General features: G+C 71.8%; 17 protein-coding genes and 1 pseudogene. 8 read left to right on the top strand and 10 right to left on the bottom strand.

Annotated features, from left to right (window positions below):
• The first annotated feature begins 54 nt into the window (after positions 1-54).
• A complete protein-coding gene (locus ABZT06_RS14515; protein WP_355739959.1) occupies positions 55-978 on the top strand; it encodes a hypothetical protein in 924 nt (307 codons plus the stop codon).
• A 147-nt stretch (positions 979-1125) separates the two neighbouring features.
• On the opposite strand, the gene ABZT06_RS14520 is transcribed toward ABZT06_RS14515, so the two are convergent.
• The 4 genes from ABZT06_RS14520 to ABZT06_RS14535 are packed head-to-tail and all read right to left on the bottom strand — an operon-like array spanning position 1126 to position 4630.
• Positions 1126-2004 (bottom strand): SDR family oxidoreductase, encoded by an 879-nt coding sequence (locus ABZT06_RS14520; protein WP_355739962.1) that lies wholly within the window; start codon positions 2002-2004, stop codon positions 1126-1128.
• 4 nt (positions 2005-2008) lie between these two features.
• Positions 2009-2470, bottom strand: coding sequence for a hypothetical protein (locus ABZT06_RS14525; protein WP_355739965.1), 462 nt, complete (start codon positions 2468-2470; stop codon positions 2009-2011).
• Positions 2471-2517: 47 nt separating this feature from the next.
• A complete protein-coding gene (locus tag ABZT06_RS14530; protein WP_355739968.1) occupies positions 2518-4137 on the bottom strand; it encodes an NAD(P)/FAD-dependent oxidoreductase in 1620 nt (539 codons plus the stop codon).
• Entirely contained in the window at positions 4130-4630 is a 501-nt protein-coding gene (locus ABZT06_RS14535; RefSeq protein ID WP_355739970.1) for an SRPBCC family protein, read from the bottom strand. The genes ABZT06_RS14530 and ABZT06_RS14535 overlap by 8 nt, the downstream gene beginning before the upstream one ends.
• A gap of 287 nt (positions 4631-4917) precedes the next feature.
• On the opposite strand from ABZT06_RS14535, the gene ABZT06_RS14540 reads away from it, so the two are divergent.
• Positions 4918-5376: an SRPBCC family protein gene (locus tag ABZT06_RS14540; protein WP_355739972.1), complete on the top strand. Its 459-nt coding sequence runs from the start codon at positions 4918-4920 to the stop codon at positions 5374-5376.
• A 103-nt stretch (positions 5377-5479) separates the two neighbouring features.
• Here ABZT06_RS14540 and ABZT06_RS14545 read toward each other — a convergent pair whose 3' ends face one another.
• From ABZT06_RS14545 to ABZT06_RS14560, 4 genes are all read right to left on the bottom strand, one after another.
• Positions 5480-6043 (bottom strand): hypothetical protein, encoded by a 564-nt coding sequence (locus ABZT06_RS14545; protein WP_355739974.1) that lies wholly within the window; start codon positions 6041-6043, stop codon positions 5480-5482.
• Positions 6044-6203: 160 nt separating this feature from the next.
• Positions 6204-11066, bottom strand: a complete 4863-nt coding sequence (locus ABZT06_RS14550; protein WP_355739976.1) for a DNA repair ATPase — start codon at positions 11064-11066, stop codon at positions 6204-6206.
• A 76-nt stretch (positions 11067-11142) separates the two neighbouring features.
• Positions 11143-13191 carry a flotillin family protein gene (locus ABZT06_RS14555; protein ID WP_355739978.1) on the bottom strand — a complete coding sequence of 683 codons (2049 nt, stop codon included), beginning with the start codon at positions 13189-13191 and terminating at the stop codon, positions 11143-11145.
• A gap of 62 nt (positions 13192-13253) precedes the next feature.
• Complete coding sequence (locus tag ABZT06_RS14560) at positions 13254-13868, bottom strand: hypothetical protein (protein WP_355739980.1); 615 nt, start codon at positions 13866-13868, stop codon at positions 13254-13256.
• Positions 13869-14107: 239 nt separating this feature from the next.
• Between ABZT06_RS14560 and ABZT06_RS14565 the strand changes: the two genes are divergently transcribed.
• Positions 14108-15166 carry a helix-turn-helix domain-containing protein gene (locus ABZT06_RS14565; protein ID WP_355739982.1) on the top strand — a complete coding sequence of 353 codons (1059 nt, stop codon included), beginning with the start codon at positions 14108-14110 and terminating at the stop codon, positions 15164-15166.
• Between the two features lie 131 nt (positions 15167-15297).
• Here the strand turns inward: ABZT06_RS14565 and ABZT06_RS14570 are convergent, their stop codons facing one another.
• Positions 15298-15777 (bottom strand): ATP-binding protein, encoded by a 480-nt coding sequence (locus ABZT06_RS14570; protein WP_355739984.1) that lies wholly within the window; start codon positions 15775-15777, stop codon positions 15298-15300.
• A gap of 202 nt (positions 15778-15979) precedes the next feature.
• Between ABZT06_RS14570 and ABZT06_RS14575 the strand changes: the two genes are divergently transcribed.
• The 5 genes and pseudogenes from ABZT06_RS14575 to ABZT06_RS14595 all read left to right on the top strand — a co-directional run bounded on the left by ABZT06_RS14575 (position 15980) and on the right by ABZT06_RS14595 (position 25442).
• Positions 15980-16318 carry an STAS domain-containing protein gene (locus ABZT06_RS14575; protein ID WP_355739986.1) on the top strand — a complete coding sequence of 113 codons (339 nt, stop codon included), beginning with the start codon at positions 15980-15982 and terminating at the stop codon, positions 16316-16318.
• A gap of 244 nt (positions 16319-16562) precedes the next feature.
• On the top strand, positions 16563-20837 hold the full coding sequence (locus ABZT06_RS14580) for a HAMP domain-containing protein (RefSeq protein WP_355739988.1): 4275 nt from the start codon (positions 16563-16565) through the stop codon (positions 20835-20837).
• A 58-nt stretch (positions 20838-20895) separates the two neighbouring features.
• On the top strand, positions 20896-23334 hold the full coding sequence (locus tag ABZT06_RS14585) for a SpoIIE family protein phosphatase (RefSeq protein WP_355739990.1): 2439 nt from the start codon (positions 20896-20898) through the stop codon (positions 23332-23334).
• 73 nt (positions 23335-23407) lie between these two features.
• A pseudogene (locus tag ABZT06_RS14590) lies at positions 23408-23701 on the top strand (hypothetical protein); the annotation flags it as partial.
• A 25-nt stretch (positions 23702-23726) separates the two neighbouring features.
• Complete coding sequence (locus ABZT06_RS14595) at positions 23727-25442, top strand: RecQ family ATP-dependent DNA helicase (protein ID WP_355739992.1); 1716 nt, start codon at positions 23727-23729, stop codon at positions 25440-25442.
• On the opposite strand, the gene ABZT06_RS14600 is transcribed toward ABZT06_RS14595, so the two are convergent.
• Positions 25411-26874 carry an ornithine decarboxylase gene (locus ABZT06_RS14600; RefSeq protein WP_355739997.1) on the bottom strand — a complete coding sequence of 488 codons (1464 nt, stop codon included), beginning with the start codon at positions 26872-26874 and terminating at the stop codon, positions 25411-25413. The genes ABZT06_RS14595 and ABZT06_RS14600 overlap by 32 nt on opposite strands.
• Between the last annotated feature and the right edge of the window lie 58 nt (positions 26875-26932).

The raw sequence follows: 26932 nt of genomic DNA on the forward strand, positions 1-26932 counted from the left end.
GCGGCCGCTCGCGTCCTGCCACCTCCCACACTCTCCAATCCGCCAGGACATATCTTGACGCGTCTTTCACGCTCCACAACGTCGGCCGCTGTCGCCGCAACCGCCTTCCTCGCCACCGCCACTCCCCTGTTCGGGGCCGCCGCCGCCAGCGCCACACCCGCGGGTGGTTGCCAGACGGCCACGGTGCAGTACCGCCTCGTCGACGCCACCGGAAAGCCGGATGCCGACTGGACCTCACAGGGCGGCTTCCACCAGTTGTCCGCCGCCCCCGGCACCGTCGAGGTGCGGCTGGCTCCGGGGCAGACGGTCGGCGACGGCTGCAAGTACCCGGTCTCGCTGGCCGAATACACCACCGAGGGGCCCAACTGGTACACCTCCGGTCTCCAGACCCTCGTCGACCACGACACGGTCTACCTCGGCGCCGCGGACCTCCCCGGCGCCGACGAAGCCAAGCAGACCTGGCAGAAGCTCACGGTGAAGACGCCGGACTGCTACGGGCAGATCGACCTGTACGGCGACGACGTCATCTACGACGGCGGTTCGGGCGACGGTCACGGGCCCGCGCCCTACCAGCCTGACAACGTCGTCACGCCCTACCACCTGATCGCGGCGTGGAACGGCGGCGACAAGTCGTGCACCCCCGAGCAGCCGAACTCCCCCACGCCCCCGGCCTCCCCGTCCACGCCGGACAGCCCGAGCAGCCCGCCGGCCAGCCAGCCGCCCGCGGACGAGACGACTCCGCCGGCCACGTCCACGACCCCGCCCCCCAGCTCCAGCACTCCGCCCACCACCCCGGACGTCCCCCCGCTGGAGTCGACGCCCCCGACCGCTCCGGCGCCCTCGCCCAGCGAGAGCACCCCGCCGCTGGCCGAGACCGGTTCCAGCGCGCCGGTCGGCCTGATAGCGGGCGGCGCGGCCGCGGTGACCGCCCTGGGGGCCGCCGTCCTCTACGGCACCCGTCGCACCCGGCGTTCCTGACCAGGACCGCTGCCGGCACCGCCTCGCGGTGAGGCATACGGCGGGTTCGCCCCGGACACCTCTGAGGTCTGGGGCGGATCCGCCGGTGCGGCGAAGGGGGCGCGAACGGGGACGGGCAGGGCGGCCGTGCACGGCCCCCTCGCCGGGTCAGTTGTCGCGACGCGCATCACGGTCGGCAAGGCCGCCGGCGCCGAGCGGGCCGGTGTACTCGACGGTCTGTTCGGCCTCCATACGGGGCAGCGCGCGGCGCGACACGCGCAGCAAGAGGGGCGGCAGGGCCGGGCGCACCGGCTGGACCAGGCGGAGCCAGGCCGGTGCGTACACCGCCGTACGGCGCCGCTCCAGGCCGGTGACCAGGCGGGCGGCCACCGTTTCGACGGGGTGCACCCGGCTGGCCGGCCCCGGCATGGCGGCGCGCAGTTCACGCAGCACGGCGTGCCGGTCGGCGTCGCGGATCATGTCGGTGTCCGTCCAGTTGAGGTAGGCGATGCCCACCCCGACGCCCCGGTGCGCCACCTCCGCGCGCAGGGAGTGCGCGAAGGCCTCGGCCCCCGCCTTGGAGGCGCAGTAGGCGCTCATCAACGGGACTGCGCCGATCGACGCGAGCGAGGCGATCTGGAGGAAGTAGCCCGCCGTGTCGAGGAGGTCCGGCAGGAACGCCCGGGCCGTGTGGGCGCTGCCGGTGAGGTTGACGTCGACGACGCGGCTCCAGGCCTCCGGCGGCGAGGCGTCGAACGGTCCGCCTTCGGCTATGCCCGCGTTGGCCACCACGACCGAGGGGGGCCCGAGGCGGGCCCGCACGGTGCGGGCCGCGGCGGCCAGCGCGTCCGGGTCGGTCACGTCGACCTCGATGGCCAAGGACCGCCCCGGCAGGGCTGCGGCCACCTCGTCCAGGAGGGTCTTCTCGTGGCCCAGTAGCGCGACCCGCGCCCCGCGTCGGGAGATCTCGCGAGCCAGGGCCGCGCCCAGACCGCGGGCGGCTCCGGTGACGGCAACGGTCCTGCCGACGAGCGGGCTGCCGCGCACGGGCTCAGTTCCCGCAGACCGGCGGGCGGGAGGTGTGGTCGGGGTGTCCGGGAGTGCGGCGATCCTCCTTCATCTCCGCCTCGTACAAGTGGTCACGGCCCTGCGCGAGTTCCTGCACCGCGCTCGCCTCGAGTTGCTGGAAGGGCCGGTAGTAGGTGGTGTTGTACGCCTCGACGAGCTGGAAGGTCCAGTGTCCGGGAACGACATTGCGCCCCAGGATCTCCGAGCGGACCTTCGCGGCCCATTCGAGATGCCCGGCCTCCTCCAACAGCTGTACGGCACGGTCCAGTTGGAGGTCGGCCGTGCCGGTCAGCTGGTGGAAGTCGTACAGCCGGCCTCTGGCCCGCTCGGTCGTCTCCAGTGCCTTGGACAGCGCCCCGAGGGCCTCGACGGTCGTGTCGTCGACCCCGGCGGGGCGCCGGTGGCCACGGTCGGGGCCGCCGGGGGCCTCCTGGTGTTCGTCCACTGGTCCTCCTCGACAGGTACGGCCGCCCCGGCGGGCGGCGCCTTGGGTCAGCACCTGCTTCCGGTGCGGTCGCGGCGGGTCAGGAGTCGTTGGGCCCGGGTGAGGCCGGGGGGCCGGTGGCGGTGCAGGGCGGCCCGTGCCGCGTTGGCGCCCGGCGCTCCGTGCACGCCGCCGCCCGGGTGGGCGCCGGAGGAGGCCAGGAAGAGCCCGGGGACCGGGGTCTCCGGGCGCCCGGTGCCGGGCACGGGGCGGAAGACGAGCTGCTGGTGGAGGGCGGTCGTGCCGCCGTTGATGGCGCCGCCGCTCAGATTGGCGTCCATGGCCTGGAGGGTCGGGGGCGCCAGAATGCGGCGGGCCCGGATCAGGGCGCGGAAGCCGGGCGCGAACCGCTCGACCTGACGTTCCACCCGGTCGGCCATGAGTTCCTGGTCCTTGGGGTCCCAGTGGCCGGTGATGCCCTCGTCGGCGGCGTCGGCGCCGATCTCGTGCGGGACGTGGGTGTAGGCCCAGGCCGATTCCGTGCCCTGCGGGGAGCGGGTGGCGTCGGCTGTGGTCATCTGCCCGAACAGCAGGAAGGGACGGTCCGGGACCTGCCGCATGGCGAGCTGCGCGGCGAAGCGGGTGAGTTCGTCGACGCCGTCGGCGAGGTGGACGGTGCCGGCCCGGGACGCCTGCTCGGCCTGCCAGGGCACCGGGCCGTCGAGCGCCCAGTCGACCTTGAACGTGGCGAAGTCCCACTGGAACCGGCGCACGTCCTCCAGGAGCTGCGCCGGCAGGTGCTCGGGGTCGAGGAGGCACCCGTACAGCGCGGGTACCGACACGTCCGCCAGCACCGCCCGGCGGGCCGGTACCGCGTCGCCGCTCGCCGTCCTTACGCCGACGGCCCGGCCGCCGCGGACGACGACCTCCTGGACGCGCTGTCCGCAGCGGACCCGCCCGCCCCGCGACCGCAGACGGCGGGTCAGGGCATCTGTCAGGGCGCCGGAGCCGCCGACGGGGACGGGGAAGCCGTATGTCTGGCCCAGCATGGCCATGAGCCAGCCGAAGCCGCCGCTGCCCGCCGACTCCGGGGCGAGGTCGGCATGCAGGGCGTTTCCCGCCAGCAGCAGCCGGCCGCCCTGGCCGCGGAACTCCTCCTCCCCCATCCGCCGCACCGGAAGGACCAGGGTCCGGGCCATCCGCAGACCGCCCGCGGCTCGCAGGCGCCACGCCAGCCGGGCCGTCGCCCGGACCGGCGGGAACGGTGTGAACAGTGCGTCCAGGATGTCGGGGCGCAGGTTCAGCCACACATCGTGCAGGCGCCGCCATGCGTCCCCGTCGCCCGGCGCGAAGGCGTCGAGGGACCTGGCGGTGGTGTCGAGGTCGCGGTCCAGGAGGGCGCAGCTGCCGTCGGTGAGGGGGTGGGCGAGCACGCTCGGTGCGTTGCTCCAGCGCAGTCCGTGGTCCTCCAGGCGCAGGGCGGCCAGGACCGGGGAGGCGGCCGCGAGCGGGTAGAAGGCGCTGAAGAGATCGTTGACGAAGGCGGGGTCGACCCCGTGGTCGTGGCGCACCGCGCCGCCCGGCTCCGGCTGTTCCTCCAGCACCTCGACGCTCCAGCCGGCGTCCGCCAGCACGTTCGCGGCGACGAGGCCGTTGGGGCCCGCGCCGATGACCACGGCGTCAGGCATGACCGGCTTCCTCCACGCCCGTCACGGCCGACCGGAGCCGTACCGGGGACGGGGCGTCGCGCGCCGGGTTCTCGCACAGCCTGGCGAGTCGGGCGAGCATGGTGCGGTGGCGCAGCTGGATCAGCGCGTCGAAGCCGACGTTGTGCAGTCGGCCTCCGGCTCCCTGCAGTGGGTGCTCGTCCACGATGACCAGGCAGTCTTCGCCCCACGGCCGCAGCTCGATCGCGATGCGGGCCGTGCCCAGCACCCCGGCATGGGCTTCCAGCTCCAGGCTGACGCCTTCCTCGCAGTGGCGTACGACCGTCTCGTTGGACAGTTCGAGCGGGCCGAGCCGGACCTGGAAACGGATCGCCGCGTCCTGGTGCGGCCACTTCCCGCGCACCGGCTCGGACTGCGAGGTTCCCACGACCCACTCCGCGTAGCGGTGACCGTCGGCGAGGACGTCCCACACGGCACTCGGGCTGACTCGGATGAGACGATGGCGACGGGCCACGGATACCTCCAGGACTGTGTGTACAAAGACCTTCCGTCGTGGTCCCTCGGCCGGATGCACCTGTTCCGGCCCGGCCTTCCCGTTCGGGACGCTGCCGCGGTCACCGTTCGTCTCGCGTGATGTCCGGTCCTCCCGTAGGGTCACGGTGCCGCCATGGCAGAAGGGGCCCTACGGCCCGGGTCGCGCGTCGACCGAGCCGCGGACGCATGTGAGCCACCGCGGGGTCCGTGACCCGTCCGGTGAGGAAAGGCGCGTACCCGTTACGGCTCGACCCAGGAGGAGTGCCCATGTCCGGAGAGTTCAAAGCGGTGGTGGAGGTCGACCGGCCGGTCCAGGAGGTGTTCGCCTATCTCGCCGACGGGCGCAACGATCCCGAGTTCAGCCCCCGGGTCCTGAAGATCGAGCGGATCCCGGAGACCCCGACCGCCGTGGGCACGGTCTTCCGGAGCACCGTCAAGGACGCCGGGATGAAGAGCGCCCTGGAGTTCCGCATCACCGAACTCGAAGCGCCGGTGAGGATCCGCTGGACCGAGGTGTCCAAGAACAGCGTGACGGTGCGCGAGGGCGGCTACGACCTGGAGTCCCTGGCCGACGGCAGGACCCGTGTCCGTATCTTCAACGTCCTGGACGGCCACGGAGTGGGCAAGCTCCTGGTCGGTCTGGCGCTGGCCGCCGCCCGCAAGGACGCCCCGGCCTTCGGCAACCGGATCAAGACGGCTGCCGAGAAGGCGATCGCGGCCCGCTGACGCCTCACCGTCACAGGGTCACCGTCGGTGACCATACGTTGCCGACGGAGTCCCTGATCACCCGGCCGGCGGCGGGCCGGGTCTTCGAGAGCGGTTGACGGCGTCACTCCCCGACCGTCCCGAGGATCTGGTCGGCCGTCGCGAAGCTGTGCCCTGTCGGCTTCGGCACTTCGTAGAGGTGCCCGAAGTAGTCCGTGCTCGCCGTTCCGGTGAGCACCGCCAGCAGGAAGGCGACGCACCCCATGCCGTGGTGCTCCCACAGGGGGCCGCGCCCCTCGTTGTAGAGCACGGTCCACTCTTCGGGGCACTGACCGGGCCGCGCCAGCCAGTACAGGAAAGCTCCCGTGCCCTCCTCGAAGGCCCACGGCAGGACCCTCGCGCCCGCCTCCCGCAGCCCCGCGGGCTTGTCCTCGAACTCCCACAGGTCGGCCAGGATCTCGTCCCGCTCCCTCGCCTGCGCGTGCAGGTCACAGTCGTCGTAGGCGGAGTCGGGTACGAGCAGCCAGATCGTCTCGTGGAAAAGGCCGTCGCCGTAGGTCTCCACGAGCTGTTTGTAGTCGGCGGGCAGAGCCGCACCGAGGTCGCGCTCCGCTTGCGCCCAGTCCACGGCCGGTGGTGCAACGGCGGGCGGCGGGCAGAGGCGGACGAGCTCGTCAAGGGCGGTCATGGAACGGACGTTACCGAACACCAGCCTGCACCCGCGGGGCGCGGTGGCAGGCCGGCGAAGACCGGGCGGAACCACCCACAGCGCCGCGCTCACGGAGGTGTCAGGCCGTGCCGGGGCCCGCCGGTCACCGGAGGCTGCGACGCGGGCGGCGTGAGAGCGGTCACTGCCCGTTCGGCTTCACCGCGGATCCGGCGTCGGTGGCGCGAGTAATCGCGGACTCCACGGCGCCGACTCGGTCCGCGAGGAGGCCCAGCGCGGCGACGGCCCGCATGAGGGGGGCGTCGGCCGAGCCGCCGACGGCCCGGTTGCGAACCTGGACCGCTTTCAACTCGGCCCAGCGAGCGCCCTGTTCGGTGGTGAGGGTGCCGCGCAACTCGGCGAGTTCGAGGAGGTTGGCCTCGGCGCCCGACGTCAGGGTCTGTGCCTCGGCTCTGTAGTGGTCGTCGATGACTGCGGCGAGTTCGGCGTCGTTCATGACGGGCTGGATACGTTGGGCGATCTTGTTCAGGTTGCGGTAGGAGCCCTGGAGCCGGAAAGGCGGTTCCGTACGGGTGGCGTCCGTCCGGGCGGCGGAGGCGAGGTACGCGGCGTTCACGGCGAGCACCGTGTCGCGGGCTGTGACCAGGTGGCGCAGGACGGCGAGGATCCGCTCCAGCTCGGCCGGCAGGTAGGGGTGGCTGAGCCGGTCGGCGCGGGCGGCGGGATCGCCCGCGGCGAGCCGGAGCAGCAGGTCCAGGTCCGCGCGTTCGCGGCCGGCCAGCGGGGCCAGGACCGGGTTCGCCGTCAGCGCGTTCTCGACGAAACTCAGCGCGAAGGCGTCCTCCTTGCCGGTCAGGACGTCGCCGAGGTTCCAGACGTCGGCGCGGTTGGCCAGCATGTCGGGGAGATGGAACCGGCTGCCGGACTCGGTGTACGGGTTGCCCGCCATGCAGACGGCGAAGCGCTTGCCGCGCAGGTCGTAGGTGCGCGGTTCGCCGTCCCACACGCCCTCGACACGGCGCGTGGCGTCGCACAACGGGATGAACTTCTGCAGCAGTTCTGGGGAGGTGTGCTGGATGTCGTCCACGTGGAGGAGGGTGTTGTTGCCCGCCGCCAGCGCGAAGTTGATCTTCTCGATCTCCTGGCGGGCGGTGGCGTTCGGGGCCTCGGCCGGATCGAGCGAGGTGACCGCGGGGCCGATGGCGGGGCCGCTGACCTTGACCAGGAGGAGGCCGAGGCGGTCGGCGACGTACTCCACGAGGGTCGTCTTGCCGTAGCCGGGCGGGGAGATGAGCAGGAGCAGCCCACCCGTGTCGGTGCGCTTGTCCGCACCGCTGGTGCCGAGCTGCTTGGCGAGGTTGTCGCCGATGAGCGGCAGGTACACCTCGTCGATGAGGCGGTTGCGGACGAAAGTGGACATCACGTGCGGGCGGTGGTCGTCCAGGTGCAGTCGGGAGCGTTCGGCGGCCGCGAGCGCGGTGCGCCGGCGCTGGTAGGCGCGGAAGGCGGGGACGTCCTGCTGCCTGAACCGCCCTGTGCGGGCCAGGAAATCGTCGATACGGAGGGTCAGGCGCCCGCCGGTGATGCGCGGGTGCGTGCCCAGCAGGCCCTCGACCGTCTCGGTCAGCGGTGCGTCGGACTCGTGGCGCGGCAGGTCGGGGCAGAGCTCGACGGCCACCGCCTCGTCCAGGTCTCCCGGAGTACCGGTGGAGGCGGCGTACGCGGACAGCCACGCCTCGGCCAGCTGGCGGCGTGCGGCCAGGTCGCCGACGGCGGCGAGATCGTCGTCGTAGGCCGAGGTGCCGACCGTACGACGGAACTTGTCGAGCAGCGTGCGGGTGGTGGCGCTGACGACGAAGCCGTCGGGGCCTGTGGTCAGTTCGTCGAAGAGATACGCCGCTGCCGCCGCGCCCACCCGCGACGCGAGCTCGGTCCGGAAGTCGGCGATCGCCGCGGCGAGGCCGAAGGTGTCGCGGGCGCGGGCGAGCGACATCGCGCGCCGGCCGAGGATCGCACGGGCCTCGGGGGACAGCTCGTGGGCCCAGTACAACTGGGCGGCGGCGCGGGCGGACGGTTCGTGCCGCAGTACACCGGCCCCCTGGTCCAGGCGCAGCAACGCCGCGAGGATCACGGTGGCGTCGTGATCGTGCACGCCGCGCTCGTAGCCCTCGTCGTACGCCTGCTCCGCCGCCCGTCGCACGAGCGCCGGCAGGTCCGCCTCGGCGAGGGCCACCGGCCCGTTCTCCTCCAGCAGGCGGGCGGCCAGGTGTTCGGCCCGGTAGACCTCCGGCGACTCGGACGGCAGCGTGCGGTCCCAGTACGGTCGGGTGGCCATGAAGGCGGGGTCGGTGACCGGCGCGCGGTAGTCGGTGCCGGTCAGCGCGAAGGCGAGGGTGTCGCCGTGCGGGACGGTGGTGAGGTCGAGGGGCTGGGTGTTGACCGCGAAGCGGTGCCGGCCCAGGCGGAGGGTGCGGCCGTCGTCGCCGTACAGGTCGGTGCGGTCGCGCAGGGCGCGGGACGCCTCCTGGCGAGCGGCCTTCAGTCTGCCCTCCAGTTCCTCCGCCCTCACCTGGTCACCGAGTTCACGCAGTTCGCCGACGATACGGCGGACCTTGGCCACCATCGGGTCGGAGGCGAAGTACGTGCTGACCGCCTCGGTGTCGGCGGCCATGGCGGAACGGCGGGCGACGGTCTCCAGCACCCGGCCGGCCGAGGCGGCGAGCTGTTCGGCACGACGGGCACGGGCGTCGGCGAGGCTCTGCTTGCGGGCGGCGAACGCCTCGTAGACCTCGGCACGTTTGTCCGCCAGCTCGGTCAGGAAGTCGTCGAAGTCCGCGAAACGGGCCTCCAGACCCTCCAACTGCACCAAGAGGGCGGCCAGTTGGTCGTCACACGCCGCAGGAGTGTCCGCCATCGGCAGAGCACCCGCGACCGTCTGGCCCAGCAGCGCGAACTCGGCGGCGAACCCGGCCCGTCCCTCCCGGTCGAGCAGGACTCGGCGACGCGCGTCGAGGGTGGCGCGCACGCGGTTGGCCGCGCCCAGTACCTCCGAGACGCGCTCCAGGATGGCCGTACGCACCGTGGCGTCGCCCACTTCGAGCGAGGCGACGACCTCGGTGACCGTCCGCAGTCCCTCCGCCAGCTCGTCGACGCGGGCCGCCACGGGGGCGGCCTCGGCGACCGTGACGATCGCCCCGGCGTCCGTGAGGAGCTGTTCGACCTGCCTGCGGTGGGACACGAAGGCGTCCTCGCGGGCCAGGAAGGTGACGGCGCGCCGCCCGAACGAGGTCAGGTCCTCCGCGGCCTGCGCCGCCAGCTCGTCGATGCGGGCGGTGTCCGCGTACCGCGTCTCCTTGAGCGTCAGCAGCCGGCCCTGGGCACGACGGAGTTCGGTCAGGCCGGTGACCCAGGCGGCGGCCTCGCGGGGCGCCTCTCCGCGCAGCCGGCGTACGACGGCCGCGACCCCCTCGGCCGCCGCGTCCAGCGCGTCGGCGGCCCGGCGGGTGAGGGCCCGGACGGTCTCGAACTCGGTCAGCACCTGCTCGGCCGTGACCCGGACCTGCTCCAACGGACCGTTCAGATCCCCGAGTTCGGGGTCGGCGAGCCAGTGGTACGTGTCCGCCGCCCGGACGCACGCGGCGATCAGCGCCGCGTACACCTCCGTCGTCGGGGTCGTCCCGGCGACGGAGGCCGTGATCGCCAGGCAGTCCGAGATACCGCGGACGAGGTCTGCGTTACCGATGCGGGCCAGCGGGCCGGTGCCGATGGGGCGGGTGGCGGCACAGGTGTCCGAGACGTACGGCGAGCGCCACACCTGAAGCGGATGGACGTGGGCCGGTTCGGCGGCTTTTCCCGCCGGGTTCCCGGGCAGCACCATGAGCGTGCCGTCCTCGAAGAGCGCCCAGCCGTGGCAGGACAGCGGGGTGGCGACCTCCTTGCGGATCATGTTGTACGGCAGCAGGAGGCTGCGCCCGTCCACGCGCGCGTGGAACGCGAAGAGGACGTCCTCCCCGTTGGGTGAGCGAGTGACGCCCTCGTACTCCAGGTGTGCGGTGTCGATGCCGTCGAAGGTCTTGTACGCGCCGGTCGCCAGGCAGTAGCCGCCGGGGAAGACGATCCCCTGGTCCTCGGGCAGCCGGCGGCAGGCCTGTCCGATGCCGTCCAGGCGTACGACGGTCTTCGTGAGCGTGTTGAAGACCAGGTGGCGGTGGGTGTCCTCCTTGTAGGGGCGGATCCGCAGCAGAATCAGGGCGCCCACGCGCGCGTACGCGATGTCGGCGTCGGCCAGCGACTGCAGCGGCTCGTCGACCGGCTCGGCGTGGATCCCCTCCCCCGTCTCGGTGTCGTCCTCCACCTTGACCGTGAGGGTGCCGCCGAGCGTCTCGACGAAGACCTCGCCCGCGATCGACACGTGCGGATGGCGGCCGAGGACGTGATCCTCACGGGTCGCCGAGGTCCACTCGAAGTCGTGGGAGGGCGGCAGGACGTGGTCGCGTTCACCGCGGGCGTCGAGGAAGGCGACCTGGCGTCCGTCGTCGGACAGCGTCCAGCGCAGGACGCGGATGTCGTCGGTCTTCTCGCCGGTCCGGAAGACTGCCAGCAGCTTGCCGTCGACGTGCCGGAGCCGCAGGAGACGGGCCTTGCGGTAGTAGCGGTGCAGCGCCGCGAACTCCCGCACGAAAGCGGGATCGTCGAGCAGGCCCGGTACGGCGTCCTCGGGCAGCCGGTCGAGGACTCGGTCGTGCAGGGTGAAGACGTCACCGACTGCCGTCTCGGGCTTGGGGCCCGGGAAGACGTTGTGGCCGAAGAGGAGCACGTCACCGACGGCGACGATGTCCCGGGGTACGCAGGTGTGCTCGGTGCGCAGGCGTTCGGCACCGGTCAGCTCCAGCCGTGTCGAGCCGAACTCCTCGCGGCGGCGGGCGTCGAGTGCGCCGGCTCGCCGGCCGAGTTCGGCGGCCTGTGCGGCGAGCCGGTCGCGCAGCACCTCGTAGGCACCGTCGTCGGCCCTGTCGTACGTACCGGTGTCCGGGCCGGTGGTCATGGCATCCCTTCGAGGAAGTCGGTGACGCGTCCGGAGCCGCCGTCCCCTGTGCGGCGGCTCCGGACGGGTGGACGGGTCAGGCCCTTGCCGTGCTGCCGTTGACGGCGGCGAGCGGTGCGTCCGCCAGGCCCAACTCGTCTGCCTTGTCGAGCAGTTGCCGGAACTGCCCGGAGTTTGTTCCACCGGCCTTCATCAGCTTCATCAGCAGCGCGGAGACGGTCACGTTCTGCACGTCGGCCGTCGACACCGAGCCGAGGATGCGGCTGAGGTCGTCGGTGAAGCTGGACGTTCCGTCCAGCCACGGTCCGGCCAGGGCCCGGGCGGTCTCGGAGTGTTCGAGGAAGCCGTCCACACCCTTGCCGAGCGCGATCGACGAGACGAGCCGGTCGAAGAAGACGGAGTCCCCGCCGACGATGTCGATGTCGGCGTTCTCCAGGCCGGTCGCCAGCACGGTCGCCTGTGCCTCGGCGACCTGCCGCTGGACGTCGAGTCCGGCCAGCCGGATCTCCTTCTCCGCCTGCACACGCAGCCGGTACTCCTCGTGGCCGCGGGAGGCGTCGTCGAGGGCCGCCATCGCCGCGGCCTTCTCGGTCAGGCCGGCCGCCTCCGCCTTGAGCTTCTCGCCGATGCCGGTGGCCTCGGCGAGGGCCTTCTCGCGGGCGCCCTCCGCCTCCGCGCGCAGCCGTGCCTCGGTGGCGGCGGCCTCTGCGCGGCCGGTCTTCTCGGTGACCTCGGCCTCCTTGCCGCGGACCTGAACAGCGGCGAGCCCCTCGGCGGCCGCCTCGGCCTGGACCCCTTCGGCCAGCCGCAGTTTGGCCCGCGCGTCGAGGTCCGCGCACTTCAACCGGGCGTCCGCCAGGGTCAGTTCCTCGGCCGCGCGGTGGGTGGCGGCCTGCTCGGCGGCTTCCGCGGCCTTGATGTCCTTGACCAGCTTCTCCTGCGCCTCGGCCTCGGCGGCGATGACGACGGCCTGCCGCTCCCGCTCCGCCTCCTCCACGGCTCGCAGCGTCTTGATGGACTCCTCCTGCTCGGCGACCGTACGGTCCACCGCCACCCGCTCCCGGATGACCTCGGCGATCTCCCGCTTCTCGGCCTCGACCTCCTTCTCGGCCGCGATCCGGGTCAGCTGGGTCTCCCGCTCCCGCCCGATGACCTCCAGCTGGCGGTCCTTCTCGATCCGCTCGTTCTCGACGGCGATGACCCGTTCGCGGTTCTTCTGCGCGACGGCGATCTCGCGGGCCTGGTTCTCGCGCTGGACGCCGAGCTGTTCCTCGGTACGGATGAACGCGCCCTGCGCGCCGAGCCGTTCCTCCTCCTGCACCTTGGCGGTGGCGGCCTCCTCCTTGGCCCGCAGCGTCTCGACCTCGCGCCGCTGCCTGATCTCCGCCTCGGCCTGCCGGCGTTCCAGCTCCAGGATGGTCTCCCGGGCGTCGACGTCCTGCCGGGTGATCTCCTTCTCCTCCGTGCGCTGGAACTCGTTGGTGCGCACGTGCTCGACCGTCGTCAGCTCGGTGATCTTCCGGATGCCCTGGGCGTCCAGGATGTTCTGGCTGTCGAGCTGGGTCATCGGCGTCTGCTCGAGGAAGTCGATCGCCGCGTCGTCGAGGTGGTAGCCGTTCAGATCGGTGCCGATGACCTGGATGATCCGGTCGCGGAACTCCTCCCGCTTGGTGTAGAGGTCGACGAAGTCGAGCTGCTTGCCGACCGTCTTGAGGGCCTCGGAGAACTTCGCGGCGAAGAAGCCCTGGATGGCCGCGGGGTCGCTGGCGGTCTGCGTGCCGATGGCCTGGGCGACCTTGATGACGTCCTCGACGGTCTTGTTGACCCGGACGAAGAAGCTGATGTGGATGTCGGCGCGGATGTTGTCCTGGCAGATCAGCCCCTCCCGGCCGGTGCGCCGGATCTCGATGGTCTTCACCGAGATGTCCATGTACTCGGCCTTGTGCAGGACGGGCAGCACGACCGCGCCGGTGAAGGTGACGTCCACTTTCTTCGTCTTGGAGATGATCAGCGCCCGCCCCTGCTCGACCTTGCGGAACAGCCGGCTGACCACCAGAAGCATGGTGACCGCTATGAGGAGGACAACGGCGACGAGCACGCCGATGCCCAGGGAGATGGCATCCATGGAGTACGTCCTTGAGGCATACGGAAGGTGAGGTGCGGTCAGGTGTGCGGGGGAGTCGCGGCTCAGCCGGTGGGGCCGCCCGGGTCGAGCGCGCTGTCATAGCAGGCGACCCAGAAGAACTCGCCGGGCTCGTCGTAGGCGTACAGCAGCCCCGTGCTTCCGCTGCCGAGGTCCTCGCCGCCGTTCTGCCGGACCTGTACGACGGCCGTGGAGCCGTCCGGCGCGGTGACCTCGGCCTGGCCGAAGTCAGCGTCCACCCGGCCGGTGCGGACGGTGCAGGTCAGTCCGACGAAGTCCCGCCGGGACGGGCCGGGTTCATCGGGGAAGAGGCGGTGCAGCGGCCGTACGAACACCCGGGTGACGCCCCACGCGACGAGCAGCGCGACGACCAGCGCGGCGAGCCTGGCCAGGACGCGGGGCGGGCCCGGGGCGGCGACCGGATCCAGCAGGACGGTCACGGAGAGGCTGGTGAACCAGCCGAACGCGGTCAGCAACGAGAAGACGACCGTGACCGGTACCCCGCCCATCCCCCAGGCGTCGACGTGCGCGTCCGTGTCGAAGCTGTGGTGGTCGGCCGCGCCGACGGCGACGAGCAGCCAGAAGCACACGACCACGACCAGGGCGGCCGTGAACAGGATGGTCGGAAAGCCCGAGGCGGCCTCGAAGAACGTCCGCATGCCCACCCTCCCCCATCATCTCGACCGGCTGCGGCGGGGGCCGTGGGTCCAGGTGCCGGAACCCTGCCGGGATCCGGCATCTGGATCATCCTCTGTGCTCCCCCACGGACATCCTGCCCGCGCACACCCCGTGGCCGCATTGCCGGTTCCCGGCAGTCTTCACTAGGGTCTCGGTGCCAGACTGCCGCCAAGAACGCGTCACCAGCGCGTCACCGGCGCGTCAACACACGGGGGATCACATGACGGAGCACGCGGTACCCGACGACTATCTCGACGGCTATGCCCGCATCCTGGCCGACGTCTCCGCCACGGGCCGCCGCCTGACCCGCGACGAACTCGAATCACGCCGCGCCCTCGGCGAGGTGGCCGCGGACGCCGGCTACGGCCTGCGCTCGCTGATCGGCGCCCACCTCGCCGCCACCCGCGCCGCCTGGCCGGCCGCCCCCCTGTCCCCCGACTGCGTGCTCGCCGCCGTGCAGCAGGTCGTCGACGCCTTCGCCGAGGGCTACGAACGCGCCCAGCGCCTCGCCGTCCGCCAGGAGGAGGCAACGCGCCGGGAGTTCATCGACGACCTCCTCTACGGCCGCAGCGACCTGGGCCGCCTCGCCGAACGCGCCGAGCGCTTCGGCCTGCGCCTGTCCCACGCCCACGCGGTCGCCGTCGCCCAGGGCCCGGCCGCCTACGACGAGGCCGACCCGGTCCCCCGCCAGGTCGAACAGGCCCTCATCACCCGCTTCGGCGCGCGCAGCATCCTCCTCACGACCAAGGACGGCCGCCTGCTGTGCGTCGCACCGGGCGACCAGGACGAGGTGCTGACCTACTTCGCCAAGCAGGCGTACGCGGCCATGGACGGCGGCCGGGTCGCCATCGGCCGGCCCCAGCCCGGCCCCAGCGGGGTGGTGCAGTCGTACGAGGAGGCCCTCAACACCCTCGATCTCGCCGACCGCCTGGAACTGGAGGCGCCGGTCCTGCACGCCGCCGACCTGCTCGTCTACCCAGTCCTCACCCGTGACCGCCAGGCCATGGCCGACCTGGTGACCAGTACGCTGGGCCCGCTCACCGAGGCCCGCGGCGGTCCCCGGGTGCTGATGGAGACCCTGGTCGCCTACTTCGACTCGGGTTGCGTCGCCGCCGAGGCGGCCCGCCGGCTCTCACTGAGCGTGCGGGCGTTCACCTACCGCCTGGAACGCATCCACCGGCTCACCGGCGCCAACCCGGCCGACACGAACCACCGTTACATGCTGCAGACCGCGGTGATCGGTGCCCGGTTGCTCGACTGGCCCGACAAGGCCCTCTAGGGAGGCCCAGTCCGCCGGACACCTCGATGCCGTGGCCCCCGCTATGTCTCAGCGGTCGCCGGCGCAGGCCGCAGCGCCGTGCTCGTGCCGCCGGTTTTCTCCCGGCGCAGGAGCACGGCGGCTGCGGCCCGCTACGACGGATCGTCGAACAAGGCGAGCCGGGCCGTGATGCACTTGCCGACCGGTTCCTGGCGCACCTCTATTCCCTGGACGACCGCCATCACGATCTCCAGACCGTGCTGGCCCACCCGCCCCGCGTCGGCGGCGCGTGCCAGCGGAAGTGTCGGATCGGTGTCCCACACCTCGATCTCCAGCATGGCGTCGACGATGCGCAGGTGCAGCAGCACCGGCCCGGGCGCGTATTTCAGCGCGTTGGTGACCAGCTCGCTGACGACCAGCTGCCCCAGGTCCATGGTGCGGGCCGCCACCGGCAGCCCGTACTCCCCCTGCACCCGCGTCAGGAACTTCGACGTCTGGGCCCGGGCGTCGGCGATACAGCCGTCCGCTCCGTCCAGGGCCACGGTCACCTCGGCAGGTGCGGCTTCCGGCATCCGCGAACACTCCTCAGGCAGGACCCGCACCCTGCCGACCATCTCCAGTACCCCGTTCATGAGCGCGCGGATACCCCGTGTTTCATGCCTTACGCCTGTGTCGCGCTGTTTCCCTGCTGCGGACGAACTGAAGGGCCGTCTCATGCATCGCGTGCGGACTTCCGGGGCAGCGGTGGCAGCAAGGACGTGACAGCCCCCATCGAGTGCGCAGAGGACGCAAGTGACAGAGAACCGGGAAGCAGCGGGTCATGGCAGATTGTCCGTGGTCCGGACCGACGCCGACGGCATAGCCGTCCTCGGCCTCGACGGAGAGATCGACCACCAGAGCGTGCGGGGCCTGACGCGCGCCCTGGCGCCGACGGAGACGGCCGCGGATCGGCGGGTCGTCATCGATCTGAGCCGGGTCACGTTCATGGACTCCAGCGGTGTCAACGCCGTGATCGCCGCCTTCCACGCCGCTCAGACCGCGGGGGGATGGCTGCGCCTCGTGGTGGTGCCGGGTGCCGTGCTGCGCACCTTGCAGCTCGTGGCGCTCGACACCGTCGTCCCCTTCCACCCGACCCTGGAGGAAGCTCTCGCGCCGACGCCGCCGGACTCGTGAAAATCGTGACGGGTACCCCGCGTCACCTCCCTCATGCCGCCCTGCCGGCCTCTTTTTTCGTCCCGTCACAACGCTCCCGTCGGCCTTTTGTCGCGGCTCGGCACCTGGGTTAATCTTCGACGGATTTCTCATCGGGCAGCTCCGTGGGGTGCGGAATTGTCGCTGGTGAGCGGGCCCTTCACGAGCCCGGCAGGGTTCCGAGTCCTCGGTGCGGGGGCTCTTGGGGAGCGGAACGAGGGCACGCATGACCAGTACGTCGACGGAGGCTCGGGAGAAGGCCCCGGGCGAGCAGGAGCTACGGCAGTTGCTGGCCGGGCTGACCGCCGTGCGCGACGGCGACTTCGGCACTCGGCTGCCGTCCGACGGCCAGGGTCTGCTGGGCGATATCGCCACGGTCTTCAACGGCATGGTCGACCAGCTGTCCGTGTTCACGTCGGAGGTCACCCGGGTGGCCCGCGAGGTGGGCACCGAGGGCACGCTGGGCGGTCAGGCGGAGGTTCCGGGGGTCTCCGGCACCTGGGCCGACCTGACCGACTCGGTCAACGCCATGGCGGGCAATCTGACCACCCAGGTCCGTGACATCGCCCAGGTGGCGACGGCGGTGGCCAAGGGCGACCTGTCCCAGAAGATCGACGTGCCCGCGCGCGGCGAGATCCTTCAGCTGAAGGAGACCGTCAACACGATGGTCGACCAGCTCTCCGCCTTCGCCGACGAGGTCACCCGCGTCGCCCGAGAGGTCGGCAGCGAGGGACGCCTCGGCGGACAGGCGCAGGTGCCCGGTGTGGGCGGCGTCTGGCGCGACCTCACCGATTCGGTCAACTTCATGGCCGGAAACCTCACGTCCCAGGTCCGCAACATCGCCCAGGTGACGACGGCGGTGGCGCAGGGCGACCTCTCCCAGAAGATCACCGTCGACGCCCGCGGCGAGATCCTCGAACTCAAGAACACCATCAACACGATGGTCGACCAGCTCTCCGCCTTCGCCGACGAGGTCACCCGCGTCGCCCGAGAAGTCGGCACCGAGGGCCGGCTGGGTGGTCAGGCCGACGTCAAGGGCGTCAAGGGCACCTGGCGCGACCTCACGGACTCCGTGAACTTCATGGGCGGCAACCTCACCGCGCAGGTCCGCAACATCGCCCAGGTGGCCACGGCTGTGGCCCAGGGCGACCTCTCCCAGAAGATCACCGTCGACGCCCGCGGCGAGATCCTCGAACTCAAGAACACCATCAACACGATGGTCGACCAGCTCTCCGCCTTCGCCGACGAGGTCACCCGCGTCGCCCGGGAAGTCGGCACCGAGGGCAACCTCGGCGGACAGGCGATCGTCCGGGGCGTGTCGGGGACCTGGAAGGACCTGACCGACAACGTCAACGTGATGGCGTCGAACCTGACCGGGCAGGTCCGTTCGATCGCCCAGGTGGCCACCGCGGTGGCGCGCGGCGACCTCTCGCAGAAGATCACCGTCGAGGCCAAGGGCGAGGTCGCCGCCCTGGCGGACGTCATCAACACGATGGTCGACACGCTGTCCGCGTTCGCCAACGAGGTCACCCGCGTGGCCCGCGAGGTCGGCACCGAGGGCCGTCTGGGCGGACAGGCGCAGGTGCCTAACGTTGCGGGCACCTGGAAGGACCTGACGGACAACGTCAACTCCATGGCGAACAACCTCACCGGGCAGGTGCGCAACATCGCCCTGGTGACGACCGCCGTGGCCAACGGTGACCTCTCGAAGAAGATCGACGTCGACGCCCGGGGCGAGATCCTGGAGCTGAAGACGACCATCAACACGATGGTCGACCAGTTGTCGTCGTTCGCCGCCGAGGTCACCCGCGTCGCCCGCGAGGTCGGCAGCGAGGGACGGCTCGGCGGACAGGCCGAGGTGGAGGGCGTCGAGGGCACCTGGAAGCGGCTCACGGAGAACGTCAACGAGCTGGCCGGGAACCTCACCCGGCAGGTGCGCGCGATCGCCGAGGTCGCGAGCGCCGTGGCCGAGGGCGACCTGACCCGGTCGATCAACGTGGAGGCCTCCGGCGAGGTCGCCGAGCTCAAGGACAACATCAACTCCATGGTGGAGTCCCTGCGCGAGACCACGCGGGCCAACCAGGAGCAGGACTGGCTCAAGACCAACCTGGCCCGGATTTCCGGCCTGATGCAGGGGCACCGGGACCTGCCGGTGGTCGCCGAGCTCATCATGGACGAGTTGACCCCCCTGGTCTCCGCCCAGTTCGGCGCCTTCTACCTGGCCGAGGACACCGAGCGCGGGCACGAGCTGCGGCTGGTGGGCTCGTACGGCTATCCCGACGACGACGAGCGGCCCACCCGTATCCCGGTCGGGCGCTCCCTGGTCGGCCAGGCCGCGCGCAACCGCCGTATGGTCACCGTGGAGGAGCTGCCCGCCGGGTACGTCACCATCTCCTCCGGCCTCGGACACGCCGCGCCCACCGCTCTGGTGGTGCTGCCGATCGTGGTCGAGGAGCAGGTCCTCGGTGTGATCGAGCTGGCCTCCGTCAGCCGCTTCAGGAAGATCCACCAGGACTTCCTGGCGCAGCTGATGCCGACCATCGGCGTCAACCTCAACACCATCGTCGCCAACGTCCGCACCGACGAGCTGCTGGACGAGTCCCAGCGACTGACCGCCGAACTCCAGGCCCGGTCCGAGGAGTTGCAGGTCCAGCAGGACGAACTCCAGCGCTCCAACGCGGAACTGGAGGAGAAGGCCTCCCTGCTGGCCTCGCAGAACCGCGACATCGAGGCGAAGAACCTCCAGATCGAGCAGGCCCGGCAGGAACTGGAGACCCGCGCGCAGCAGTTGTCGCTGGCCTCCAAGTACAAGTCGGAGTTCCTGGCCAACATGAGCCACGAGCTGCGTACCCCGCTCAACAGCCTGCTGATCCTGGCCCAGTTGCTGGCGCAGAACCCCTCCCGCAACCTCACTCCGAAGCAGGTCGAGTACGCGGGCATCATCCACTCGGCGGGCTCGGACCTGCTCCAGTTGATCAACGACATCCTCGACCTGTCCAAGGTCGAGGCGGGCAAGATGGACGTCAGCCCCGAGCGGGTGCCGCTGCGCCAGCTCCTGGAGTACGTCGAGGCGACGTTCCGGCCGATGACGACCCAGAAGAGCCTGGAGTTCACGGTGGCCACGGCCCCCGGCACTCCGGCCGACCTGCTCACCGACGACTCCCGGCTGCGCCAGATCCTGCGCAACCTGCTGTCGAACGCGGTGAAGTTCACCGAGCAGGGCGGTGTGGTGCTGCGGATCGAACCGGCCGCCGACCAGGAGGTACCGCCGGGTGTGCACCGGGGCGGCCCCATCGTGGCCTTCCGGGTCAAGGACACCGGTATCGGCATTCCGCAGCAGCAACTGGAGACGATCTTCGGGGCGTTCCAGCAGGCCGACGGGACGACCAGCCGCAAGTACGGCGGCACCGGGCTCGGTCTGTCGATCACCCGGGAGATCGCCCACCTGCTGGGCGGCGCCGTCACGGTCGACAGCACCCCCGGCCAGGGCAGCACGTTCACGCTGTACCTGCCCGTCGCGCGCGCCGACTTCGAGGAGCTGATGGAGGGCGGCGGACGTCCGGCGGAACTGCCGTACGACGGCTCCACGTCCGAGGAGGCGGCCGAGCCCCGGCAGCTGCCGGCTGCCGCGCCCTCCCCGGAGCAGCGCAGGCGCCGGTTGCTGGTCATCGAGGAGCGCCCACGCGGTCTGCTCACGCTGGTCGCCGAGCGGGCCGTCGCGGACCTCGCGCACGACGCCGACGACCAGCACGGGGCGATCGACATCATCACGGCCGTGGGCGCGCAGGAGGCGGCGAGCACGCTGGCCGCCGACCCCTGCCACTGCGTCGTCCTCGAACTCGGCATGCCGCACGACGAGGGCGCCGATTTCCTGGAGGCCATGGGCGGCGACTCGGCACTGGCGAGCGTGCCGGTCCTGATCCACACCGGACACCGGGTGAACCTCGCCCAGGAGCAGGGCCTGCGAGCCCTGGCGGGCGACCGGCCGCTGGACTTCCTGTCCAGCCTGGACGACCTGCGCGAGCGCATCACCCTGCACCTGTCCGCCGAGCAGCCCGGCGACGTGCTGTCGCTGGTGCGCCCCGAGGAGCCGCAGCGCGCCGCCGCGCAGGTGGTGGACGACTCCTTCCTCGGCCGGACGGTCCTCGTGGTCGACGACGACGCGCGCAACCTCTTCGCGCTCAGCGGGGTGCTGGAACTGCACGGCTTCCAGGTCCTGCACGCGGACAACGGCCGCAAGGGCATCGAGATGCTGCTCGCGCACCCGGACATCTCACTGGTCCTGATGGACGTGATGATGCCGGAGATGGACGGGTACGCCGCCACCGCGGAGATCCGGTCGATGCCGCAGTACGCGGAGCTGCCGATCATCGCGGTCACCGCGAAGGCCATGCCGGGCGACCAGGAGAAGAGCCTCGCTTCGGGGGCCAACGACTACGTCACCAAGCCCGTCGACACCGGCGACCTCATCGCCCGTGTCCGACGGTGGCTGCCCGAGTGAGGGCAGGCAGCGCCCACCAGCCGACCGCGTGACGTCCCAGCCGAGGAACAGGCCCACCGTGAGTGATCTCCGTCAGCCGCCCGAGCAACAGAGTGCCCCCGTCCCCGAACATCCCACCGGCCACGGCCACGGCGACGACGGTGACGGGCAGTCCTCTCCGGTCGGAAGGCTGGCGGCGACCGTGGAGCGGCTGCGCCAGGAGGTGCGGGCGGCGCAGGCCGAGGCGGACGGGCGGGCCCTGATCGAACTGGCCAAGGGCATCCTGGTCGAGCGGCTGGGCTGCGGTCCGGCGCAGGCCTCGCGGCAGCTCGCCGAGCTCACCGCGCAGGCGGGGGTGACGCCGCTGGAGTTCGCCGTCGAGGTCATCAACCAGGCCTCGCGCGACCGGATGTCGGAGGTGACGAGCGCCTTCCTCGCCGCCACCGCCTCCGCCGATCTGCCCGACGGGCACGCGCCGGACGGGCACTCGTCCGCGGTACGGCTGCGGACCGCCGAGAGCGGTGCGCTGGCCGCCGATGACACCCAGGCCGTCGCGGACTCCCTGCTGGAGCACGCGCTCACCCCGCTGGGCGCGGAGGCAGTGGCGATCTGGGCCCTGGGGGCCGACGGATCCCTCTCGCTGGCGGGCAGTGCCGGGTTCTCCTCGGCCGAGGCCGGACGCTGGCGCCATGTGCCGCCGGGTGTGACGACCGTGGCCCGCCGCGGACTCACCGAGCGCACGGGGGAATGGGTCCGCAGCCTGTCCGAGACCGGTCTGCCGTCCATCGGCCAGCACCACCACCCCGACGGCGGCCGGGTCGCCGTACCCGCGGGGACCGGCGGGCGGATCCACGGCGTACTGGAGATCGCCTGGCCCACGCCGCTGGAGCCCCCTCCCCCGCCGATCGTCCGCCAGATCGAGGCGCTGGCCGAGCTGTGCGGGCACAGCCTGGAGACCTACACGCTCGAGTACCCCGACGGCGCCCCGGACCCGGGCGTCCTGCCGGACGTCTCCGAGCTGATGGACCTGGCCGACGGGCTCCACGACCCCGCCCTGGTACTGGTGCCGCACCTGGGCCCCGACGGGCACCTCGTCGACTTCCGCATCCACCACGTCAACAGCCGCTTCCTCGACCCGGCCGGCCGGCCGCGGGGCGCCGTGAACGGCGCGCTGCTCCTTGAGGCGTACCCGATGGCAGCGGGCCACAGCGAGTTGTTCGAACGGATAGAGCGCGTCTACGCCACCGGCGAGCCCTTCCGCGCGCACCGCATGCGGCTCACCGCCCTGGTGGACGACGTGCCGCTCGCGGCGGTCGCCGACATCAACGTCACCCGGCACGGCGGCAGCGTCCTGCTGATCTGGCGCATCGAGGACGAGACGGCCCGCCTGGCGAGCCTGCTCCAGCACGCCCAACGCCTGGGCCGCATCGGCGGTTTCGAGGAGAACCTGCTGACCGGCGAGATCACCTGGAACGGTCAGCTCTACCACCTCTACGGCAGGCCCGTCTCCGACGTCCCGGTGCCGCTGGAGGAGCTGCCCGCCCACGCCCACCCCGACGACGCCGTCGCCATCGGCCGGTTCCTGCGCACCGTGCTCCACCAGCGCCGTCCCGCGTCCACCGCGTTCCGGCTGCAGCGCCCGGACGGGGTCACCCGCCACATCCGGGTCGTGGCGGAGCCGGTCCTGGACTCCTCCGGTCAGCTCTACATGCTGCGCGGCGCCTATCAGGACATCTCCGCGCACCACTGGACCGAGGTCGCCCTCGCCGCCACCCGGGACCAGCTCGCCCACACCGAGCAGGAGGCCAGCGAACGCAACCGGCTGACCCTCCAGCTGCAGCACGCCATCATGCCGCCGACGCGGGCGCCGCTGGAGGTTCCGGGACTGGACGTGGCGGTGCGCTACCGGCCCGCGGAGACCCAGCATCTGGTCGGCGGCGACTGGTACGACGCGGTCGTTCTGCCGTCCCGGCTGGTGCTGCTGTGCGTGGGCGACGTCGCGGGTCACGGTATCGAGGCGGCCACCAGCATGGTCGTCCTGCGCAACGCGCTGCGCGGGCTCGCCGTGACCGGTGCCGGGCCGGGCCAGCTGCTGTCCTGGCTCAACATGGTGGCCCACCATCTGACCGGCGCCGTCACCGCGACGGCGGTCTGCGCTCTGTACGACCCGAAGGACAACACTTTGCGCTGGGCGCGGGCCGGGCATCTGCCGCCGGTCCTGGTGCGGGGCTCGGAGGCGGCACCGCTGCCGCTCGTCACGGGGCTGCTGCTGGGCGCCGTACCGGAGGCGACGTACGAGGAGCACGAGGTCCAGCTCGCCGTCGACGACACGCTGCTGCTGTACACGGACGGTCTGATCGAACGCCGTGACCGGTCCGTGGAGGAGTCCCTGGCGCAGTTCCTGACGGTGGCGCGGGCGGTTCCGCCGACCCTGGACCAGCAGTTGGACCGGCTGCTCACGCACAGCAGGTCCGACACGGACGACGACACTTGCATCGTCGGGATCCGCGTGGCCTGAGGCACGCCCGGCGCCGGGGCTTGTGTCCCCGCATACGGGGAACGCGGTTGCTCCGAACGAGCGGGGAGACGTCATGCCACGCGTCAAGGAGTACCACGTCGCCGCGTCCGGCCAGTGCACGGACGAAGAGGAGGGCCGTCGCCGGCTGCCCGCCGGGGAGGTGCACGCATGGGAGCCGGGCATGAACCAGACGGTGCGCGGTCTCTCCCTCAGCCGGTCCCGGCTGATCCGGTTTCCACACGTCACCTGGTCTGACACCTTCCCGGAGTCCGGGGGCGCGGCCGACCGGGTGCGGCGGCTCTGTCCGCGCTGCGCCTCCGTGGCGGGACGTCGCGGGAGCGACGCCCGCCCGAAGTGGCAGCGCACGACCCCAGACCATGAAGGGAACAGGCATGCCCGACCAGAGGAGTACCGGCGTCCCGGAGCGGTTGGCGCGCACCGCCGATGACGTGTTCGGCTGGAGCGAGCTGCGGCCGGGGCAGCTGACCGCGATGGAAGCGGTCATGCGGGGCCGGGACACCCTGGCCGTCATGCCCACCGGCGCCGGGAAGTCGGCGGTGTACCAGGTGCCCGGGCTGCTGCTTCCCGGGCCCACCGTGGTGGTCTCGCCGCTCATCGCCCTCCAGCGGGACCAGATCGCCGGCCTGCTCAGCCATACCGACGCCCCGGACGCCGTCGCGGTCAACTCCGCCCAGGCGGCCGGAGAGACGGAGGCCGCCTGGGCCGCGGTCCGGCACGGGGACGCCGAGTTCCTGTTCCTCTCCCCCGAGCAGCTCGCCAAGGACGAGGTGATCGAGCGGCTGGTCCGGGCCGCGCCCTCGCTGTTCGTCGTCGACGAGGCCCAGTGCGTCGCCGCCTGGGGCCACGACTTCCGCCCCGACTACCTCCGCCTGGCGCAGGCGGCCCAGCGGGTGGGCAGACCTCCCATCCTCGCCCTGACCGCCACGGCCGCCCCGCCGGTACGCGAGGAGATCGTGGAGCGGCTCGGCATGGCGGATCCGGCACTGGTCGTCGCCGGTTTCGACCGGCCGAACATCGCGTTGGAGGTGCGCCGCTTCCTGGACGACACGGACAAGCGTCGGGTGGTCGTGGAGCGCGCCGCGGCGGAGCCCAAGCCGGGCATCGTCTACACCGCCACCCGCCGCGACGCCGAGGCGTACGCCGCCGACCTCGCCGCGCTGGGTCTGTCGGCCGCCGCCTACCACGCCGGGTTGACGGCCGGTGAGCGCTCCCGCGTGCACGACGCCTTCCTGGCCGGCGAGACCGACGTCGTCGTCGCCACCTCCGCCTTCGGCATGGGCATCGACAAGGAGGACGTACGGTTCGTGCTGCACGCGTCGGTGCCCGGCTCGCTGGACGCCTACTACCAGGAGATCGGCCGTGCGGGCCGGGACGGCGGGCCCGCCGTCGCCGTCCTCCACTACCGGACCGAGGACAGCGGTCTCCAGCGCCTCTTCGCCACGCGCGCGCCGGACGAGGACACCCTCGGCGCGGTCGCGGAGCGCGTCCACGAACGCGACGCTCCCGCCGAGCCGGACGACATCGCGAAGGACACGGGACTCACACGCCGACGCGTGACGGCGGCCGTCAACCTCCTGGAACAGGCCGGGGCGGTGCACACCGAGGACGACGGGCGGGTGCGTGCCGCGCCCGGGACGACCGCCGGGGAAGCGGCCGCGCGTGCGGCCGAGGAGGCCGGCGCACGGAGACGGCTGGAGCAGTCGAGGCTGGCCATGATGCTGGGGTACGCAGAGACCACGGGCTGCCGACGCCGCTTCCTGCTCGGTTACTTCGGGGAGCCGTACGACGCCCCGTGCGGGGCCTGCGACATGTGCGCGACCCCAGAGTCCGGGTCCGGGTCCGAGTCCGAGCCCAGTGTCGTCGACGGGGTGGGGGGCACGAGCGAGGAGCCCTCATTCCCTGCGGCCGCCCCCTATGTGTCAGGCACGCGCGTGCAGCACGCGGAGTGGGGAGAGGGGACGGTGATGAGCGAGGAGGGCGACCGCATCACCGTGCTGTTCGAGTCCATGGGGTACCGGACGCTGTCCCTGGCCGCGATCGCCGGCAAGGGCCTCCTCAGTGCCGCGCCACCACCCGCAGCGTCTTGACCGACGGGTCGGCGGCGTCCGGGATCAGGACGCCGTGCTCGACGCCGCTGCGCAGGTAGTCGAGGATTTCGTCGGTGATGACCTCACCGGGGGCGATCGCCGGGACACCCGGCGGGTACGGACTGATCATCTCCGCGGCGATACGGCCCGCGGCACGCTCGGCGGGCACGTGGTCGACCTCGGCGAAGAACGCCTCGCGCGGCAGCATGGCCTGTTCCAGTTCCAGGTCCGAGGGCTCGGGCAGGTGTACCGGCGGCCTGCGTTCGATGGACTCGGCGCCCTTGGTGAGGGCACGCAGGGCGTCCAGCAGCGCCTTCTCCGTCTCGTCGTCGTCGGCGTGCGTGATGGACGCGCTGATCCGACAGGTGTCGGAGCCGCCGACGTCCACGTGCAGCTCGGCCCGCAGCCACTCGGCGGCCTGCATGCCGCTGATCCCCAGCTCGCGTACGTCGATCACGATCTTCAGGGGGTCGAATTCGGCGGCGAGTCCCTCGTCCACGATCTCCTGCCCCATGGGCCGCAGTCCCGGCAGGTCCCCGGCCGCGAGCCGGATCCGTTCCGCACGGCGCAGCGCGGCGTCCAGGAGGTCGTGGCCCTGCTCGACCATCTGTCGGCGCCAGCCGTCCAGCGTCATGTACACCAGGGACGAGGCACTGGTGGTGCCGAGCAGGTCCTCCCGCTGTTTGAGTGCTTCCGGCGAGACCCGGTCGTACTGGAGGTGGAAGACGGAGCTCTGCTCGATCGCCCCGCCCATCTTGTGGACGCTGGTGACCACCAGGTCCGCCTCGGCGTCCATGCCCCAGGCGGGCAGATCGGGGTGGAACGGCAGGTGGGCGCCCCATGCCTCGTCAAGGATGAGGGGGACGTCGAACTCGTGGCAGACCCGTGCCACGCCCCGGACGTCGGCGCAGGTCCCCCAGTCGGTGGGGGTGATCAGCAGCATGCCCTTGGCGTCCGGGTGCTCTTGGAGCCGGCGGCGCACGTCGTCGGGCTCGGGCGGATGGGCGATGTGCCGCTCCCGGTCGAACTTGGGATGGACCCAGATCGGTTCGACGCCGTTGACGACGACGCCCGAGATCACGGACTTGTGCGCGTTGCGCGACAGCAGCAGCTTCTCGCCGGGACCGGCCACGGCCAGCATCGCCGTCTTGATGGACAGGGAGCTGCCGCAGGTGGAGAAGAACGCCTGCTCGGCGCCGACCGCGTCCGCCATCAGTTCCTGTGCCTGGCTGAGCACGCCCTGGGACTGACGGCGGTCGTCCAGTCCGTTGAGGGACAGCACGTCCGAGCGGAACACGTCGAGCCCGACGATCTCCGCCACCCGCGGGTCCACGCCGCGGCCCTGCTTGTGGCCGGGCGGACCGAAGACCATGTCTCCGCGACGCCGGAACTCCTGCAGCGCCTCCAGCACGGGCACCCGCGAGTGGTCCATGGTTCCTCCCAATCCGACCACCGGGTTTACCGCGGGCGCCTTCCGAAACGCCGGGACA

It is taken from the genome of Streptomyces sp. NPDC005483, assembly GCF_040606035.1.
In the GTDB taxonomy this organism is placed as follows: Bacteria; Actinomycetota; Actinomycetes; order Streptomycetales; family Streptomycetaceae; genus Streptomyces.

Coding starts and splice junctions, on each gene's coding strand:
- ABZT06_RS14565 (WP_355739982.1), top strand. CDS start 14,108: ATGACGGAGCACGCGGTACCCGACGACTATCTCGACGGCTATGCCCGC.
- ABZT06_RS14595 (WP_355739992.1), top strand. CDS start 23,727: ATGCCCGACCAGAGGAGTACCGGCGTCCCGGAGCGGTTGGCGCGCACC.
- ABZT06_RS14580 (WP_355739988.1), top strand. CDS start 16,563: ATGACCAGTACGTCGACGGAGGCTCGGGAGAAGGCCCCGGGCGAGCAG.
- ABZT06_RS14570 (WP_355739984.1), bottom strand. CDS start 15,777: ATGAACGGGGTACTGGAGATGGTCGGCAGGGTGCGGGTCCTGCCTGAG.
- ABZT06_RS14560 (WP_355739980.1), bottom strand. CDS start 13,868: ATGCGGACGTTCTTCGAGGCCGCCTCGGGCTTTCCGACCATCCTGTTC.
- ABZT06_RS14545 (WP_355739974.1), bottom strand. CDS start 6,043: ATGACCGCCCTTGACGAGCTCGTCCGCCTCTGCCCGCCGCCCGCCGTT.
- ABZT06_RS14530 (WP_355739968.1), bottom strand. CDS start 4,137: ATGCCTGACGCCGTGGTCATCGGCGCGGGCCCCAACGGCCTCGTCGCC.
- ABZT06_RS14540 (WP_355739972.1), top strand. CDS start 4,918: ATGTCCGGAGAGTTCAAAGCGGTGGTGGAGGTCGACCGGCCGGTCCAG.
- ABZT06_RS14600 (WP_355739997.1), bottom strand. CDS start 26,874: ATGGACCACTCGCGGGTGCCCGTGCTGGAGGCGCTGCAGGAGTTCCGG.
- ABZT06_RS14550 (WP_355739976.1), bottom strand. CDS start 11,066: ATGACCACCGGCCCGGACACCGGTACGTACGACAGGGCCGACGACGGT.
- ABZT06_RS14555 (WP_355739978.1), bottom strand. CDS start 13,191: ATGGATGCCATCTCCCTGGGCATCGGCGTGCTCGTCGCCGTTGTCCTC.